The 17,485-nt window shown below is 33.7% G+C and carries 17 protein-coding genes; 13 read left to right on the forward strand and 4 right to left on the reverse strand.

Features of this window, described 5'->3' with window-relative positions; all coding sequences use genetic code 11:
- Positions 1–208: 208 nt before the first annotated feature.
- From AB1422_08315 to AB1422_08340, 6 genes are all read left to right on the forward strand, one after another.
- On the forward strand, positions 209–490 hold the full coding sequence (locus AB1422_08315) for a hypothetical protein (protein ID MEW6619322.1): 282 nt from the start codon (positions 209–211) through the stop codon (positions 488–490).
- A 198-nt stretch (positions 491–688) separates the two neighbouring features.
- Positions 689–1,711: an ATP-binding cassette domain-containing protein gene (locus tag AB1422_08320; protein MEW6619323.1), complete on the forward strand. Its 1,023-nt coding sequence runs from the start codon at positions 689–691 to the stop codon at positions 1,709–1,711.
- Entirely contained in the window at positions 1,708–2,502 is a 795-nt protein-coding gene (locus AB1422_08325) for an ABC-2 family transporter protein (protein MEW6619324.1), read from the forward strand. The genes AB1422_08320 and AB1422_08325 overlap by 4 nt, the downstream gene beginning before the upstream one ends.
- Before the next feature lies 1 nt (position 2,503).
- Positions 2,504–3,301, forward strand: a complete 798-nt coding sequence (locus AB1422_08330; protein ID MEW6619325.1) for an ABC-2 family transporter protein — start codon at positions 2,504–2,506, stop codon at positions 3,299–3,301.
- Positions 3,282–3,782 (forward strand): signal peptidase I, encoded by a 501-nt coding sequence (locus tag AB1422_08335; protein MEW6619326.1) that lies wholly within the window; start codon positions 3,282–3,284, stop codon positions 3,780–3,782. The genes AB1422_08330 and AB1422_08335 overlap by 20 nt, the downstream gene beginning before the upstream one ends.
- Positions 3,783–4,244: 462 nt before the next feature.
- Complete coding sequence (locus AB1422_08340; protein MEW6619327.1) at positions 4,245–4,457, forward strand: hypothetical protein; 213 nt, start codon at positions 4,245–4,247, stop codon at positions 4,455–4,457.
- Positions 4,458–4,664: 207 nt separating this feature from the next.
- Here AB1422_08340 and AB1422_08345 read toward each other — a convergent pair whose 3' ends face one another.
- From AB1422_08345 to cbiB, 4 genes are all read right to left on the reverse strand, one after another.
- Positions 4,665–5,381, reverse strand: coding sequence for a pseudouridine synthase (locus tag AB1422_08345; protein MEW6619328.1), 717 nt, complete (start codon positions 5,379–5,381; stop codon positions 4,665–4,667).
- Between the two features lie 571 nt (positions 5,382–5,952).
- Positions 5,953–7,554 (reverse strand): SWIM zinc finger family protein, encoded by a 1,602-nt coding sequence (locus AB1422_08350; protein ID MEW6619329.1) that lies wholly within the window; start codon positions 7,552–7,554, stop codon positions 5,953–5,955.
- A gap of 20 nt (positions 7,555–7,574) precedes the next feature.
- Positions 7,575–8,639 (reverse strand): nicotinate-nucleotide--dimethylbenzimidazole phosphoribosyltransferase, encoded by a 1,065-nt coding sequence (gene cobT / locus AB1422_08355; GenBank protein ID MEW6619330.1) that lies wholly within the window; start codon positions 8,637–8,639, stop codon positions 7,575–7,577.
- Between the two features lie 48 nt (positions 8,640–8,687).
- On the reverse strand, positions 8,688–9,647 hold the full coding sequence (cbiB, locus tag AB1422_08360; GenBank protein ID MEW6619331.1) for an adenosylcobinamide-phosphate synthase CbiB: 960 nt from the start codon (positions 9,645–9,647) through the stop codon (positions 8,688–8,690).
- A gap of 470 nt (positions 9,648–10,117) precedes the next feature.
- Between cbiB and AB1422_08365 the strand changes: the two genes are divergently transcribed.
- From AB1422_08365 to AB1422_08395, 7 genes are all read left to right on the forward strand, one after another.
- The gene (locus tag AB1422_08365; GenBank protein MEW6619332.1) at positions 10,118–11,242 is read left to right on the forward strand and encodes a hypothetical protein; all 1,125 of its coding nucleotides are present in this window, start codon (positions 10,118–10,120) and stop codon (positions 11,240–11,242) included.
- A gap of 33 nt (positions 11,243–11,275) precedes the next feature.
- The gene (locus tag AB1422_08370; GenBank protein ID MEW6619333.1) at positions 11,276–12,385 is read left to right on the forward strand and encodes a hypothetical protein; all 1,110 of its coding nucleotides are present in this window, start codon (positions 11,276–11,278) and stop codon (positions 12,383–12,385) included.
- A 9-nt stretch (positions 12,386–12,394) separates the two neighbouring features.
- Positions 12,395–12,919 (forward strand): NUDIX domain-containing protein, encoded by a 525-nt coding sequence (locus AB1422_08375; protein ID MEW6619334.1) that lies wholly within the window; start codon positions 12,395–12,397, stop codon positions 12,917–12,919.
- A gap of 271 nt (positions 12,920–13,190) precedes the next feature.
- Entirely contained in the window at positions 13,191–13,727 is a 537-nt protein-coding gene (locus AB1422_08380) for a prepilin-type N-terminal cleavage/methylation domain-containing protein (GenBank protein ID MEW6619335.1), read from the forward strand.
- 44 nt (positions 13,728–13,771) lie between these two features.
- Positions 13,772–14,674: a selenium metabolism-associated LysR family transcriptional regulator gene (locus AB1422_08385; GenBank protein MEW6619336.1), complete on the forward strand. Its 903-nt coding sequence runs from the start codon at positions 13,772–13,774 to the stop codon at positions 14,672–14,674.
- Positions 14,675–14,693: 19 nt separating this feature from the next.
- Entirely contained in the window at positions 14,694–16,400 is a 1,707-nt protein-coding gene (locus AB1422_08390) for a BatD family protein (GenBank protein ID MEW6619337.1), read from the forward strand.
- Complete coding sequence (locus AB1422_08395) at positions 16,397–17,143, forward strand: hypothetical protein (protein MEW6619338.1); 747 nt, start codon at positions 16,397–16,399, stop codon at positions 17,141–17,143. The genes AB1422_08390 and AB1422_08395 overlap by 4 nt, the downstream gene beginning before the upstream one ends.
- Positions 17,144–17,485: the final 342 nt, after the last annotated feature.

The raw sequence follows: 17,485 nt of genomic DNA on the forward strand, positions 1-17,485 counted from the left end.
CTATGGGACATTATTTGTATTTCTAAGTAAAGTTTTGAATAATAACTGCTATAATTTTACATTTTGATGTTTGATTTTTAATTTATTTTATGGTATTCCAGAAAAGTGGAAGTTAATTTTGCAAAAATCATAAGCCTCGCGCTACAAATCTTTTTATTATTCGTGTTCATTCGTAGTTATATATTCCCTCTGTGTTCTCTGTGACTCTGTGGCTATATCCCTGAACGGTTACCATTTTTTGCTTCGCAACATTTTGCTTACGCAACATACTTTGTATTCTCGCTTTGCTCGAATTCGGATGTTACCTTCACTTTTGCCCATTATTACATTTATGAGGCTTTTTAGTGAATTTAAAAGAGGGAAGGTTTATACTAAAAAATGTACACAATGTGATTATCGAGTTGCCTATGCGGGGATATATACAGAATACCTGGTAAACTATGAAGATTATGAATTTCTTCCTGTAAAAATAAAAAGTCAGGGACAATAAATTGTTGACAATATTATTAAAAGGGGTTAAAATGGGAGGAGTCTTAACATTATACTTTTCTTCTAAATGCAATAATAACTGTATCTCTTGTGTAAATGAAGATATACCCTTTGAAATATCTTTATCTAAAATCAAGAAATATATTATGGTATGGAGATAGCGAAATTGAACCTGTAAAGATTAGGAGGTAATGAATTAATGATAGTAGCAAAGGATATTTCTAAGAGTTTTAAAATACCTTTGAAAAAGGAAGGATTATTTGGTGCTATTTTAGGCTTATTCTCCAGAAAATATATTCTTAAGGAAGCAATAAAATCAATCAGTTTTTCTATAGAGCAGGGTCAGATAGTAGGAATAATAGGACCAAATGGTGCTGGAAAATCAACACTTATTAAAATGTTGTCGGGCATTTTAATTCCAGATAAAGGTGAGATTAAAAGCATGGGTTTTATTCCCTACAAGGAGAGAAGAAGATATACCCAAAATATTGGTGTAGTCTTTGGACAACGGAGTCAATTATGGTGGGACCTGCCTGTGTGTGAATCCTACACACTTCTACAGAAAATATACCGTATTGACACTCATACTTTCAATACAAGATTAGAAGAACTTTCAGAATTGTTGGAAGTCAAGAAATTACTTTACCAACCGGTAAGAACTCTAAGCCTGGGAGAAAAGATGCGATGCGAAATAATAGCTTCACTCCTCCATAAACCCCGGGTGCTATTTTTAGATGAACCTACTATTGGACTGGATATAATAGCTAAAACAAAAATAAGGGATTTTATAAAAGAATGGAATAGAAAAAGCGATTGTATAGTCATCTTGACTACTCATGACTTATCTGATGTCCAGGATATATGCAGGAGGATAATTATTATTGATGAGGGTAATATTGTCTTTGATGGCAATCTGGATACAGTAGTTAAAAGATTTAGTAATTTTAGAAGATTAATTGTAAATTTTTCACAAGATAATGTGAGTATAGAGAAGATATATCAATCCTTTGGTGGTGATAAAAAAATCTCAATTAAAGAATTAGAAATAACCGAAGAAGATAATAATTTTCTAATTAAATTTTCTGATGCCAATAATTCAATAATCTCATTGATAGATAATCTCTTTAACAATTTCTCTGTCTGTGATGTAAAGATTCAACAACCTTCAATTGAAACAGTCATAAGGCTAATATATGAGAAAAAGGTGGATCTAAATTCATGATGGATGTATATGTAGAATTTGCAAAAAAATCTTTTCAAAGACTATTGGCTTACCGGATGAGTATGGTCTTCAGGTTATGTGGTTTTTTGGTCTCGCTATTCGTAGTTTATTACCTTTGGAAAGCAATATTTACTACTTCTTCTGTTATTGAAGGATATTCATTCAAAATGATGATCACATACTTGATTTTATCTTTTGCTATTAATGCACTTTATGACTTACCTGCTGAACATGAATTGGCAGATAAGATTATTCAAGGTGAAATAGCAATGGATTTAACTAAACCAATTGACCTACAAAGAATATTCTTTGCACAAAGTGTTGGTATAAGCATTAATCAACTAATTACCTATAATATTGCCTTCTTAATTGTTACTGCCTTTCTTTTTAAAATTGAACCTCCTTGTTCTATGATAGGATTTGTTTTCTTTATTATAAGCCTCCTGGTAGGATTTATAATTATGACCGCCATAGGATTTATAACAGGAACTATATGTTTTTGGACAAGGGATGCCTGGGGCATATTTTTTGTAAAGACTGCCCTGCTAATATTCTTCTCTGGAGCTCTTATACCTTTACATTTCCTTCCCAAATGGTTGGAGAATATAGCTATGATTCTACCATTTCATGGAATTATATATACTCCTATCTCTATATATCTGGGAACAATATCTGATTACGGGGTTATAAATCTTTTATTAAATCAGACCATTGGTGCTATTTTATTAATTTCCCTTGGTAAAATGCTGTGGTATGTAGGAATAAAAAAGGTTGTTATTCAAGGAGGATAAGATGGTTATTTCCCATTATCTAGAGCTATATCTTTGTTTCGTATCTCAACACTTAAAGAAAATATTAGAATATAGGTTAAGCTTTTTTATTGGCATAATCCCTTTTATTCTCCTGCAGTTATTGCCAATAATTATTATCTGGGCTATCTTCAAAAAAGTGCCACATATAGCAGGATTTAATTTTAACGAGGTGCTATTCATTTATGGATTGGGAATTATCTGTTATGCCTTTGGAAGAATGTTATTTTCTAACTTAAACGACTTCGGATATCAATACATTATTAAAGGTGGATTGGATACCGTGTTAATCAAACCCATAAATCCTTTATTTTATATTGTTGCGAGTGATTTTTCAGAAAAAGAAATAGGGGAGTTATTAGTTGGGATAATTTTGATAATAAAGTCTATTATTGGTTTAGAGATACATCCTGGTATATTAGAATTTTTTGCCCTTCTTTATTTTCTCATAAATGGAATAATAATCTATGGGTCAATAAATTTAATTGCCGTTATTATATGTTTCTGGACAAAAGATCCAAGAGGATTAACCAGTCCAATAATGAGGATTCAAGAATTTTCCCAATATCCAGTAACCATCTATGGAAAAGCAGTAAGATTTATTATTACATGGATAATCCCTTTTGCATTTATAACCTTTTTCCCTGCAGTTTTTTTTATTCGGAGGGAAGAATTTGGTGGATACATCCTTTGTCTCCCTTTAATAGGAATAATCTTTCCCCTCATAGCTTATTTATTATGGTTAAAAGGATTATCAAAATATGAAAGTAGCGGAACCTGAAAAGACTGGTATTTTTAGAATGATAGTAAAAGGAAAAAGCATGGAACCTGCAATTATGGAAAATACTAATGTCATAGTGGAGAAAGCTCATCCTTTTTCTATTAAAAGAGGCGATGTAGTGGTTTTTAAATGGGGCAAAAAGATAATCATTCATAGAATAATTGGGATTCATAAGATCAACAAAGATTTATTCTTTGTGGAAAAAGGGGATAATTTACCATTTATAAGTATATTTCCTCAAGAAGCTCTTATTGGAAAAGTTTGTGGAGTAGAAAATAGAGAGGTAATAAATTTATATAGTAAAAATTTTGTCAATACTTACTTAGTGCTTACATATTTTTTATTTAAAAGTTTCCAAATTATGCAACGATTATCAAATAAAGTAAATAAAAAATTAGGAGATATCGTTTTTAATGCTTATTTTATTCCGTTTCGCTTTTTTCTATATTTTATAAGTTACATTCAACAGAGGAATTCGTAACCTCCTATTTCCCATTACACTAATATAGGAATTAACTTTTTCTAAGTGATAGGAATTTGATAATATGTAAAGACGGGCATCCTTTAATAGATTGACAGGTATGTTATACTGATATAACAAAATCTAAAATAAAAGTAACTATTCAGCCACTGATTAACACGGATTAGCACGGATAAATACAGAGGTCAGAAGATATAGCAGTTATTAGTCAAAACTTTGCTTAGAATTAAATACTCGTAACTACTCGTAGTGAATTAACAAGTTATGCACAAACCATTACTACACTATGTCAAATTAGTGCTATAACTCTCTATATTTTTAGACAATTATGTCCATTTGGCTTGCCTTCTCCCATTTCTTATGATAAAAATGGAAAAAAATAGAATGTGAAAATTCTACCTCATCCTTCATTTAATGTCCCATCGGGACAACATATCGGTAGAAATAAATATCATCCAAATAATGTCCCATAGGGACAATATATCGGTAAATGGCTTTCCACAAATTTTCTACCAATATATCGTTCCTACGGAACTGATTGATTTGTCTATCTATTCCTACCGATATTATGTTCCTAACGGAACGATTATTCTCATGCCTTATTTATGGGTATTATCCTATGTAAACTTCCAGTTAATAACCGCTATATCAACCATCAACTATCAACAATACTAATGTGAACTTTTGGTTAATACTTACTATAATATTGTTATATCTACTTAGAGAACGCTCTAATAGTTACCTTTCGACTAACTGTTTTTAAGCCTTTTTAAACACCGAAAAACGCGAAAAACACGAAAAAAAATATTTTTCTCTCTGCGAACTCTTGCGTCTCTGCGGTAAATTACCACTTGAACGGTTGCCCGATTGACAGGGGAATACTCATAAGCATTTCCCCAATTCTCTCTTAACTATCTCTGGATTCAAATATACATAGTCTCCTTTTTTTAATTTATCTAATTTAAAAGGGCCAAATTGAATTCTTTTCAGGTTTAAAACACTATGGTTAATCATTTCTCCCATTCTGCGAATCTGTCGTTTTTTACCTTCTCTAATAGTTATTTTTAGAATAGTATTTTCCTTTAATTTTTTTTCTACAACTACTTGCGCCGGAAGTGTTTTTTCCACTGAACTCAGCCTGATTCCTTTTCTTAATCGAATTATATCACTTTCTTCAACTCTCCCTTTAAATTTAACTAAATAAGTTTTTGGGATTTTATACCTGGGATGAATAAGTTTATTGGCTAACTCACCATCATTAGTTAAAAATAATAATCCTTCAGAATTATAATCAAGTCTGCCAACTGGATAAACTCTTTCTTTTACTCCTTTTAAAAGCAAAGAGATAGTAGGTCTTCCTTGCGGGTCAAAAAGTGTGGTTACATATCCTTTGGGTTTATTTAAGAGAAGACAAACCTTTGTCTCTAATTTAATTGGTTTCCCATCAAATTCTACTTTATCGATTTTGGGGTTAATTTTTACCCCCAGTTTTTTGATTAATTGACCATTAACACGGATGCGTCCTGATAGGATTAGTTCTTCACAACTTCTTCGAGAACCAAGCCCGGCTCTGGCTAAAATCTTTTGTAGTCTTTCCATAATTAATAGGTAATCAGTAAAATCGGGTGGTGTCTGAAAATAACTCTAATAGTGAAATCTATGCAGATTTGGTGTAAAAAAGGATTTCATCCAAAGATCAAAATGCAAAAAGCAAATATAAAAATTACATATCAAAATGTAAAATTATCTCTTTCCTTTCAGCGTTAAAATAGAAGTCCTTTTGGGTTGGGACGGTTCACTTTTGTTTGAAAGATTGCAGTTAGAAAATGAAGTTAAAATTGGAAATTCGAAATTAGAAATTAGGGAAGGAAGTAAAAGCCCAATTTCTAATTTCCAATTTCAACTTTCTGTGAACGCTTACAAGTGACATTCGAAAGAAATCATAGGAAAAACGATAAAAGGAACCGTCCCGTCCTTTTTGAAATTTGATTTGTAATTTTGCATTTTGCTATTTGCTATTTGATATTTATTTGTTGTCTCTCCCAAATCCTATTTTGCAGAACCCTATACACTATTTTAACCTTTATGCTAGATTAAGACACCATCGTAAATCGTGGTTCGGGGAATCTTTTATTCCCGAACCCCGAACCCCCAATCCCGAATCCCTTTCTTATATCTCTTCTAACTCCTCTAATAACAACTTATTAGAGACATTTAATCTTTTTATTCGCTTCATATATTTTTGCCAGGTATGTTCCTGATTTAACTCTTGATATATTTTTTTCACCTGCTGACAATATTCCTTCGCTATCTTATAATCATCTTTTCGTCTTAAACCTATGTAGTAACTAATGAGTCTTTTAAATAATCTAATTGCCTGTGTTGGTTTTTTAGTCATTGCTTGTTGGGCAACATTTTTTATATCGGTTACACGTTGATTGGGCAGCAACGCAATTTTAATCGCTGAATCAATCTCATTCTCATAAAGAAGTATTTCTATAAGAAGTGGATATTTTTTTGCCTTTCCTAAAAATAATAAAAGGTTATTTCTAATCTCCTGCCATTGCTTCAATTCACCAAACAAAGCCTTCATTTTCTTGTAGGATTCTAAGTCATCTTGCTCTTTGAAAATATCAAAATGAAGATTTAACGCCTCATCACGCATATTTGCCTTTTCATACAGGCTAACTAACTTCTTTTTTAAAATTATCCGTGGGTATTTTTCATATTTATCAATTGCCTTTTGATACCATTGAATTGCCTCATTTATCTTTCCTGATTGTTGTAATTTATCACATAATCGAATACAGTTTTTCCAATTATCAAGGTTATTCATACAAACTTCAAGGTATCTATCATTATCACCCTTCTTATTATAAAGTTCTAACAAAAATTCTATTATATCTTCTTTCAGGTTATCTTGTTTTAATTCAGAAAGTTTTGTTAATAATATTCGCTCTAAAGTAACATAATCATCTTGCGTCTGGCATTGCTTTATAACCAATTCTAAAATAGATGTGGCAAATCCACCTTTATCGCTGAGATAAAGTTCAATAAAATCATTAAAAAATAGTTGTTTTTGGGGGATGGTGAATTTTAAACAATCATCAAGGCATTCCTCAATGAATTCAGCAAACAAACCGTCTATATCATAAGTTTTTTTATAATTATGGATAGATTGGTAGATAATAGATTGTAATATTTTCAATCTCATTTGAGGCTCATAATTCTTTGTCGTATTCCTAATTTCTTTCAATTTAGTTAAAAGGTTACAAAGTTGTTGATAACTTTGTATTTCAAATTCCAACGGCAGAATTGCCTGTTCACCATATCTCCTATTCTCACTTACCTTTTCAGGAATATCAAGATTTAAGGTAGAAATTAAAGAGGGTTCTTTTTTAATCATTTTTAACAACAAATCTATCAATTCTTCTTTTTTCTTCCTGCCAAGTGATGCTTCAATCTTTGTAATTTCTTTAAATTTTTCTTTTGATTTTAGCCAGGCATACAAAAGTGCGGCGCTATGTCTACAGAGTGGTTCTTTAGATGGGCAATTACAGGAGGCATTCAATCTCTTATTTTTTATCTCAACCGACGCAATGTAATTTGACAAGCCACTTCCGATTACTTCACCTCGAAGGGTTTGGCCAAAAACAATACTATTAATAACCTTTCCTTCGGTGAAGAAAGCTAATCCTCTGGCTAAAGTAGCAGAAGTTGCAAGTTTTTTCATTATTCGCTCATTTATATCTAATAAACTTGTTACTTCCATATTCAATCCTTTACCAATGACTAATGACTGCTCTCTCTCGACACCTGTGCTTGTTCAAATGTTGCCATTTGGGTAAGTATCTTAACGCCTGCTTCGACTAAACTTATGGCTAATGCGGCGCCTGTTCCTTCTCCTAATCTTAACTCCAGGTTTAAGAGGGGTTTCAGTCCTATAAATTCTAAAATTACCTGGTGTCCTTTTTCTACTGAGGTATGCCCGGCAATCATATAATCTTTAATTTCTGGTTTCAGGGTATAGGCAATGAGAGCGGCGGCACCTGAAATAAATCCATCAATGACGATTGGAATTCTATTCCCCGCGGCGGCTAAAAGAACACCAACCAACCCGCCAATTTCAAATCCACCTAATTTTGATAAAACATCCAATCCGTTCTTTGGATTTGGATTATTAAATTCAATGGCTTTTTTAATCGTTTCTATTTTCCTTTTTAACATCTCATCATCAATGCCAGTTCCTTTACCAGTAACATTTTTTACTGGCTGTTTAGTAATCGCGGCGACAATAGCCGAAGAAGGGGTAGTATTTCCTATCCCCATATCTCCGGTGCCAACAATGTCTATACCTGAATTAGTCAATTCTGATTCAAAAACCTCTACTCCAGCCATAATTGAGTTAATAGTTTGGCGGTAGCTCATCGCCGGATGTTTGGTTATATTTTTAGTTCCATACCCAATCTTTTTAATGACAAGTTCTGGCACTGGTTCTAAATCTGCGGCAACACCCATATCCACAACGATTACCTTTGCCCCAACATGTTTAGCCAGAACATTTATTCCTGCTCCACCACGAATGAAATTATAAACCATTTGAGGAGTTACTTCCTGGGGAAACAAACTAACCCCCTCTTCACAAACTCCATGGTCTCCAGCCATAGTAAAAATAACCTTTTTGGAAAGGTCAGGATTCCTTTTGCCAGTAATAGCCACCACAACTCTTGCTAATTCCTCCAATCTACCAAGACTATCCTTAGGCTTTGTTAAATTATCCAATCTACTTTGTGTCTCTTTAAAAGAATTTTTATCAATAGGTTTAATATTTTCCAATAATTTTTCTATTTTTTGCATTTTTCCTTCACTCCCATATTAAAAATTTAATATGTGAATTTCGTTAATTTAACGAAAATAATTTTTGTAACTATTCACCGCCAGGATACAGAAGACACCAATAATTAACATCAAAAATGAAGTAATATACATCAATTTAATACTCTGGCGGATATGTTCAGGTTCAATTATCTGATTTGGGTTACCTAAAAATGGTTTTAAAGACATTTGCCCTTGATAATAATTTAATCCGCCAAGTTGAATATTCAAAGCTCCAGCAAATCCTGCCTCTGGAATGCCGCTATTTGGGCTTGGGTTTTTATGCCCATCTCTAAGAATAGTTTTCCATGATAAAATTCCATTTTTACCGCATAGCCAGCTGGCAACAGGGATAAGGAAGGCAGAAATTCTTGCCGGGATAAAATTTGCCACATCATCAGCCCTTGCCGAAAAGCAACCTATCTCTTTATAAATTGTGGTTTTATATCCTAACATAGAATCAAGGGTGCTTACTGCCTTAAATGCCATTGACAGAGCAGGTCCTCCTAAAAAGGCATAAAATAAGGGTGAAATTATTCCATCTACGGTATTCTCTGCCACGGTTTCCACAGTTGCTCTTGAAATCTCTGTTTTATTTAAATTATGTGTATCTCTTCCAACAATTTTAGAGAGTTGAATTCTGGCTAAGTTAATATCTTCAATTTTTAACGCCTGATAAACAGAGTTTGCCTCTTTATGTAGGCTTCTAATTGAAAGTGTTGTCCATATAATCACTCCAGAGAGTATAAATTTCAGGTAATTATTAATCTCTCCGCTAAACCAGATGATACCAAAAGTAAAAACATAAATGCTGATAATAACTATACTGGCAAGTAAGACTCCACCTATTTTAAGATTACGAAAGGTTTTACGGACTATCTTTTCTAAAAAATTTATAAGTTTTCCCATCCCTTTAACCGGATGGGGAAATTTAACCGGGTCACCAAAAATCAAATCCAGACCAAAACCTAATATAACCTCGTAACTCACTGGTTATATTATAATTTTAAATTCTGAATCTGTCAAGAAAAATCTTATCCTTCAGGATTGATATTGTTATTGACAAATCACTAAATATCTGGTAACATATTTGGTAGTAACAAATTTGTTACCAAAAGGAGTATTTTAATCTAATTTAGTAACCGTTCAGATAGTAATTCACCGCAGAGACGCAGAGGAACAGAGAAGAAATTGAAATAAATCAGACAACAGAAAAGATTATTGAGGCAATCATTGTCCTACATAGGACCTCAAAACCAAATTTGTTAATCAATTATGATATGTCGGTTTTCAAAAGCTTGCTCTGATGAAAATCCGTGATGGAATGAAGCATGTGGTAAATAGTTTTTAATTTTTTCTCTGCGTCTCTGTGTCTCTGCGGTGAACGGTTACCTAATTTAGCCAGATTTTACTGACCCTGTATTTGAAAAAGTGGTTATGTCGAGGTTTGGAGTAAAAAGATGAAGAAAAATATGGGACTGATAATTGTTTTTATCATAATTTGCCTGATTTCAGGTTGTGCACCACCTAAAGGAAAAGACCTGACTACCCTTCCAGAGCCAAAGTATATCTTGAAGGAATTCAATGTTGATTGGGTTTATTCTTTAGCCATTGCCGGTTCATCTACAATTTATGCCGCTACGGAACAAGGAATTTACAAATCTGAGGATAAGGCTAATACCTGGAAACCGACAAATCACAGACTTTATAATCTTAATGTCTTAACCGTCGTTGTTGACCCTAAAAACCCAGAAGTCATATTTGTTGGTGGTGATGGTGGGATATTTAAAAGCACAAATGGAGCAGATGAGTGGGTAGAAAAAAATATTGGCTTAATCAATCCTCTGGTTCAAACATTAGCCATTGACCCGGAAAATCCCAATCGACTTTATGCCGGATGCACAGGCAAAGGTGGATTATTTATCAGTAATGATAGTGGAGATAACTGGGAAATGGCAAAAGATAATCTTCAAATTACTACTATTGCTATCCCTAACACCCATACCAATAAAATTTACCTCGGCACCTGGGGAAATGGTGTCTATAAAAGTGAGGATAGGGGTTTGAGTTTTCAACCGATAAATACAGGATTGACTAATCTTAATATTCGGGCAATTGCGATTGACTCAACAGATACCCAAACCCTTTATGCCGGGACACAAGATGGTGTTTTTTTCAGTAACAATGGTGGCGAAACATGGAACCCCCGAAATAAAGGCATTCTTAATACTTACATCTGGACATTACTTGTTCACCCCAAACAACCAGATATAGTTTATGCCGGCACCTGGATTGGTGGGGTCTATAAAAGTGAAAATAAGGGAAAAAAATGGCAAAGAATGAATGTTGGTTTGGTCAATACCTGCGTTCATAAATTAATTGCTGACTCCAAAGAACCAGATATTATTTATGCCGCTACCGAAGGAGGGATATTTCAAAGCATAGATGGGAGGATATTCTGGGATGCAAAGAATAAAGGTTTGGTCTATATGGTTAAAGAAAGAATTCCACCTCCTGTTCCTGTAGAAAAAAAGAAAAAACCTAAACCAAAACCTAAAGCTCCAGCACATGGCGGTGGACATTAACCTTTATTTTACCAAAAAAGGAGTGAGGTAAAAATGAGTAAAGATATTAGAACCATAGTTAATCTCGATAAGGATGGCAAATTGACCATCAATGAGGATGCCCGACTTGTTTGTGGGTTAAAGGGAAAGATATATCTTCAGGCAGAGCAAGGTAAAATCATCCTTACCCCTTTTGAGCCTGAAAATACAAGGTATTGCCTTCGACTTACAATTGATTCAGACAATCTGACTCCAGTCATCCAAAAACTATCTGAGGAAAAAGTCAAGATAATTCGGTCTGAATCAATATTGATAAACCAGACAACCTTGTATTTGGCTAATGTTGAAACAATGAAATCCATAGAGGAAATCTGTCAAGAACTAAAGAAACTGAATTTAGTCAAATCAGTTGAGATTTTTCCCAAATGGCAATTTATCACGGGACTTGTGAACAAGGAACTTGGACTCTGGCAACGCTCTCACTTTGGCACTTATCAGAGTAAAAGAAAAACACTTGAGACAAATATCGAGTATCGCTTATCTTTAGATGGCACAGGTGAGGCACAAATTCAGACTAATATTGGTTTTTTAGACCATCTGTTATCCTCAATGACCAGACATGGGTTGTTTGACCTCGAATTAAAGGTAATAGCCAGTGATAAACAAAAACTTGTGGATATTCATCACACGATTGAAGATGTGGCGATTGTTCTTGGCACAGCATTTAAAAAGGCACTGGGTGAAAAAGAAAAGATTGTCCGCATTGGTCAGGCAAAGGTGCCTTTTGATGATGCGGTGGTTGATGTTGTCGTAGATTTAAGTGGACGGGCATTTCTAACCGACCATTCTACAGTTGAACTTTATACTGCGGAAATTCAATCTCTTCATAAAGCAATATACGACCATCCTCCAAAAGTAAAAGGCTTTTTTGAGTCATTTAAAGAAAGTGTTGGAGAAATAAAACCAACCGAGATTAAACATTTTATAGAAACCTTTGTTAATAACTTTGGGATAAATATGAGTATTGGGTTATTAGTCGATGGAGATGGACACCATAAATTAGAGGCACTATTTAAGGCAATGGGATTAGCTATCTCACAAGCAAAAAAGATGGCAGATGAACTAACTCAAATGATGATGAGCACAAAAGGAATGCTGGAGTAAGAGTAAAAGATGGAATATTTTGAAATTGTTGATAAAAATGGAAATATTATTGGTAAAGCATCACGCCAGGAATGTCATAGTAATCCAGAGTTACTTCATCGGGTATCGCATATCCTTGTATTTAATTCAAAAAAGGAACTTTACCTTCAAAAACGCTCAATTCATAAAGATATTCAGCCAGGCAAATGGGATACCTCAGTTGGCGGACATCTAAATCCTGGCGAGATTCACGAACATGCCGCTTATCGGGAATTAGCTGAAGAACTTGGGATTACAGGTGTAACTCTTATTTATCTCTATGATTACATCTGGCGTAGTGAGCGTGAAACTGAATTGGTGCGAACTTTTAAAGTTGTCTATGATGGTAAGATTGTATTTCAAAGAGAAGAAATTGAGGAAGGCAGATTTTTTAGCCTTGAAGAGATTCAATCTGCCATACAGAGTAATACCTTTACACCAAATTTTATTGAAGAATTTAATCGGTTCCAGAAGTGGGAAAAGTCAAATAATAGTAATTGTTCAGCCACTGATTAACACGGATGAGCACAGATATAGGGTTCTGCAAAATAGGATTTGGGGGGAGACAACAAATAAATATCAAATATCAAATATTAAATATCAAAATGCAAAATTACAAATCAAATTTCAAATTGGTAATATCTTTGCTTCAAGTATTTTAACGCTGAAAGGAAAGAGATAATTTTACTGAACTGTGGCAGAGATAGTTTATAGTTTATAGTTGATAGTTGAAGGACTATAAACTATAAACTATAAACGAGTTTTGCATTTTGCTCTTTGGAGGAAATTGATAAAAATAGAGGTCTTAAATACCCGTTTAAAAACTACAGTTTCCTGGTTTTGCAGAACTCTAAATTATTGTAATGCAATGAATAACAAAGGATTTACCTTAATAGAATCAATTATCGTTGTTATTATCATCAGTTTAATTTGTGCCTTAGTTTTGCCAAATAGCAGTAAGATATTGTCAAATATAAAGATTCGCTCAACTATCCGCCAGATAGGGGCAGTGCATAACTACGCCCGGCAACAAGCAGTCATCCGCGGCACAGACTACAAGGTAAATTATAATCTTGCGGAAAAATCATGCTGGATAACGAAAAGAGAAGATGATACCTTTACACGGCTATCAGGTCGTGAAGGGAAAACCCTTTTCATCCCGCAAGAAATACCTTTTGAAACAGAAATAGACTCTGTAACTTTCTTCCCTAAAGGGATATCAACTGGTAGTGTGATAACCATTGGAGATTTTCAGATAGTAGTAGATGAAGTTACAGCAACAGTAGAAGTAGTGAGGGGGGAGAAAGAAAACACCTCCAGATAAATTTCTCTTGACTTTTATCCCTCTTTAATCTATAATATTTTAAAATGTTAGACAGATTTTCTTTAAGGACATTTTATACTCTGGCTAATGAAAAAAACTTCTCGAATACCGCCAAACTTTTATATTTGACACAACCAGCCATAACTCATCAAATTCGGTTATTAGAGGAATATTTAGAAACAAGATTATTTGACCGAATAAAGGGTGAAGTCAGTTTAACTCCAGCTGGCGGAATCCTTTTTAAATATGCAGAGAAAATCTTGAGTTTATACCAAGAAGCAGAGAAAGAAATAGCTGATTTAACTGCAACAACACATGGTCGCCTGGTTATTGGAGCAAGCACAACTATTGGACAGTATTTTATACCTGCAATTCTGGGTAAATTTAAAGACCTGCATCCGAAAATTGAAATCCTCCTGACCAATGCTAATACAAAAGAAATTACCGCTCAATTACTTAATAACTTAATTGATTTAGGGATAGTTGAAGGACCTGTTTCGCATAAAGAGATTTTGGTTGAGAAATTTATTGAGGATGAATTAGTCGTGATTGCCTCGCCAAAGCATCGCTGGGAGGAAGGCAAAGAGATACCTCAAGAAGAATTTAAGAAAGAACCAATTATATTGCGGGAAAAAGGCTCCGGAACAAGGGATGTCATAGAAAATATATTGAATAACTATGGCATAAAGTTATCTGATTTGAATATCAAGATGGAATTAGGGAGTTCTGAATCCATTAAAGCCGCTGTTGAGTCAGCCCTCGGAATAGGCCTTGTTTCACAATGGACAGTTCTAAAAGAAAAAAAACTATGTTCGCTCAAAATCCTTTATGTCGCAGGGATTAAATTCAAAAGAGATATTACCGTTATTTTAAGACAGCATCAATTCAGAACAAAAGCGGTTGAGCAATTCTTAAGTTTTTTGAAGGAAGCCAAAATAAGTTATTAATAATTGTTACTTGAAATATATGAATGTGAAATTATACATTTTATTCCTCAATTTAATCTTTTTTAGTTCTGGTCTTGGGGCACAGGAAATTTCCTTTGAGGCATCGGTAGATAAAAATATCTTAGGGATTGATGAACAACTTACCTTATCGATAACTATCTCCGGTGGTAACTTAAGTGGTCTCCCGACACCTCAACTGCCACCATTAAAAGACTTTGATATTGTTAATTCTTATCGGTCTCAAAGTATATCTATCGTTAATGTTCAGGTATCTACTTCTTTAGAAATCAAATATGTGCTTGTTCCAAAAGGTGTAGGTCACTTCACTCTCCCTACCATTACCTTGAATCATAAGGGGAAAACATATCAAACCACACCTATTGAGATTGAAGTCACTGGTCAAGGGAAAGCTACTCCTCCACCTTCTCAATCGCCTTCCTCAATAAAAAAATTAGAAAAGGTGCCGGGTAATTTATTTTTAGATGCCCGGGTCAATAAACAAACAGTTTTTGTTAATGAACAGGTAACCTTAAATATTAAATTTTACCAGCGAATTAATCTGTGGGAAAATTCTGGTTATACGCCTCCATCTTTTACTGGCTTTTGGGTAGAAGACCTACCTGTGTCAAAACAACCAACAAAACAAAACATAGATGGTTTAACCTACTTAGTCCATGAGGTAGTCAATAAGGCATTATTCCCAACCACAGAAGGCGAATATACCATTGGTGAGACAAGTATGTCCTGCGTTGTAAGTCCATTTCAGGAACCTATCCTTTTGAAAACAAATCTAATCAAAATAAAGGTTTTGCCACTTCCTCAAAATAAACCTAAAAATTTCTCAGGCGCTATTGGAAATTTCTCGATTTCGAGTGAAGTAGATAAAAAAATAGTTGAAGAAAATCAGCCGATTAACCTTAAGGTAAAAATAAAAGGAGAGGGAAATATCAAAACCATTCCCCAGCCTTCTTTACCCAGATTGGTAGATTTTAAGGTGTATTCCTCCGGGGAGGTATCTTCTGTGTCTAATTCAGAGTTTAAAATTTGCGGGGAGAAAGAATATAAGTATATTTTAATCCCCACTTCCCCTGGCAAACATATCCTCGAACCGATAATTTCATCATATTTTAATCCAGAGACAAAAAGGTATGAAATGAATAAAACCCCGCGAATTACCATTACCGCTAAGCCCACTTCATCTTTTGAAAAGAAGATGGCACAAAAACAAGAGGTGCGAATACTTAAAAAGGATATTCGGTATATCAAAGAACCATTAAATTTAACCAATCAAAGTAGTTATTTATATCAAAACAAACTATTTTTATTACTCCAGGTTTTGCCTGTATTGAGTATCGTGGTAACTATTTTTTATAAACGGCATTTAATCAGAGCATATCAAAGATATTCAAGATTAAAAAGGATAAAGAAAAAGGCATTAAAAGGTTTATCGCGGGCAAAAGGACAACTCGGTGAAAAAACTAAAGATGAATTTTATGGCACCATCTCAAAAACAATCCTTGAATATCTTGGTGATAAACTCAATCTTTTACCAAATGAGATAACGATTGAAGTCCTTGAAACAAAAGAACTAAACGAAGAAATCCTTAATGAAGTCCAAAATATTCTCAAGTCCTGTGATTATGCCCGATATGCACCTTCTACCTATACATTGGAAAATATGGAGGAGATTTTAATTAAGGCTAAGGAGTGCATTGCAAAAATATGATGAAACAAATTTTATTAGCATTAATAATTAATGGCGTAGGGATAGCTTATGGTGAGAATACCAAATTTCATCAGGCTAATCAATACTACAAAGAAGGAAAATATGAACAGGCTATTTCCCTTTACCAGCAAATTATTGATTCAGGGATTAAAAATGGGGTGATTTTTTATAATCTGGGCAATGCTTACCTGAAAAATGGTCAGTTGGGTAAAAGCATACTTTCTTATGAACGGGCAAAAAGATTCCTGCCGCGAGATGAAGATATAAATTCAAATCTTGCTTATGCTAATCTATTGACAATTGATAAAATATCCAAAAAGCGTCATTGGCTAAAAGCAGGGATTATAAAAGCACATCAGTTATTAAATATTAATGAGCAAACTTTGGTCATTTTCATTATCTATTTAATCATAACTCTCCTGATTATTCTCTATATCTTCATTAATAAAAGGTTATTTATTATCACGGGAATAATTCTCGTCAGTGTTTTTTTAATCTTATTAATTTCATTATCTCTCAAAATTCACTCTACTTTGCAACAAAAGGAAGTAATTATGATTGTTCCCAGGGTAGAGGTAAAAAGTGGTGCAGAGGATAAGATTGAGACTATCTTTTTTATTCACGAAGGAACGAAGGTAAAGATAAACGAGGTCCGAGATAATTGGTATTGCATTGAATTGTTAGATGGTAAGATAGGTTGGATTAAGAACGACACGGTAGAGCGCATATATAGCACTTATTAATCGAAATTTGACCCAGATATGGCTATGAAATTCCAAATCACAAATTCCAAATTCCATTTAGTGAATTAGTGAATTAAGCGAATTAGCGAATTAGTAAAATCTAATCTCTAATTCACTAATCTCTAATTCGCTTTTTGGTATGTGGAATTTGTAAGCGTTCAGGTGGTGTAACAAAAGGAGATATGGAGATTAAGGGGATAAGGGGATATTATTTAAAAAAATTGAAATTAGTAGAAACTGATAGAAATTTATGGAAATTTGTTGTTTTCCACAATCAATTTCTACCTATTTCTATAAATTTCAATCTATTTCTATTATCTTATCTCCATATCACTCTTATCT

The sequence above is a fragment of the bacterium genome, from assembly GCA_040757115.1.
Lineage (GTDB): Bacteria > UBA9089 > CG2-30-40-21 > CG2-30-40-21 > SBAY01 > JBFLXS01.

What these genes read in the sequence shown, in the direction of transcription:
- AB1422_08375 (MEW6619334.1), top strand. Translation starts at nt 12,395, where the DNA reads ATGGAATATTTTGAAATTGTTGATAAAAATGGAAATATTATTGGTAAA.
- AB1422_08345 (MEW6619328.1), bottom strand. Translation starts at nt 5,381, where the DNA reads ATGGAAAGACTACAAAAGATTTTAGCCAGAGCCGGGCTTGGTTCTCGA.
- AB1422_08350 (MEW6619329.1), bottom strand. Translation starts at nt 7,554, where the DNA reads ATGGAAGTAACAAGTTTATTAGATATAAATGAGCGAATAATGAAAAAA.
- cobT (MEW6619330.1), bottom strand. Translation starts at nt 8,639, where the DNA reads ATGCAAAAAATAGAAAAATTATTGGAAAATATTAAACCTATTGATAAA.
- AB1422_08385 (MEW6619336.1), top strand. Translation starts at nt 13,772, where the DNA reads ATGTTAGACAGATTTTCTTTAAGGACATTTTATACTCTGGCTAATGAA.
- AB1422_08365 (MEW6619332.1), top strand. Translation starts at nt 10,118, where the DNA reads ATGAAGAAAAATATGGGACTGATAATTGTTTTTATCATAATTTGCCTG.
- AB1422_08320 (MEW6619323.1), top strand. Translation starts at nt 689, where the DNA reads ATGATAGTAGCAAAGGATATTTCTAAGAGTTTTAAAATACCTTTGAAA.
- AB1422_08340 (MEW6619327.1), top strand. Translation starts at nt 4,245, where the DNA reads ATGTCCCATAGGGACAATATATCGGTAAATGGCTTTCCACAAATTTTC.
- AB1422_08325 (MEW6619324.1), top strand. Translation starts at nt 1,708, where the DNA reads ATGATGGATGTATATGTAGAATTTGCAAAAAAATCTTTTCAAAGACTA.
- AB1422_08330 (MEW6619325.1), top strand. Translation starts at nt 2,504, where the DNA reads ATGGTTATTTCCCATTATCTAGAGCTATATCTTTGTTTCGTATCTCAA.
- AB1422_08335 (MEW6619326.1), top strand. Translation starts at nt 3,282, where the DNA reads ATGAAAGTAGCGGAACCTGAAAAGACTGGTATTTTTAGAATGATAGTA.
- AB1422_08395 (MEW6619338.1), top strand. Translation starts at nt 16,397, where the DNA reads ATGATGAAACAAATTTTATTAGCATTAATAATTAATGGCGTAGGGATA.
- AB1422_08390 (MEW6619337.1), top strand. Translation starts at nt 14,694, where the DNA reads ATGAATGTGAAATTATACATTTTATTCCTCAATTTAATCTTTTTTAGT.
- AB1422_08370 (MEW6619333.1), top strand. Translation starts at nt 11,276, where the DNA reads ATGAGTAAAGATATTAGAACCATAGTTAATCTCGATAAGGATGGCAAA.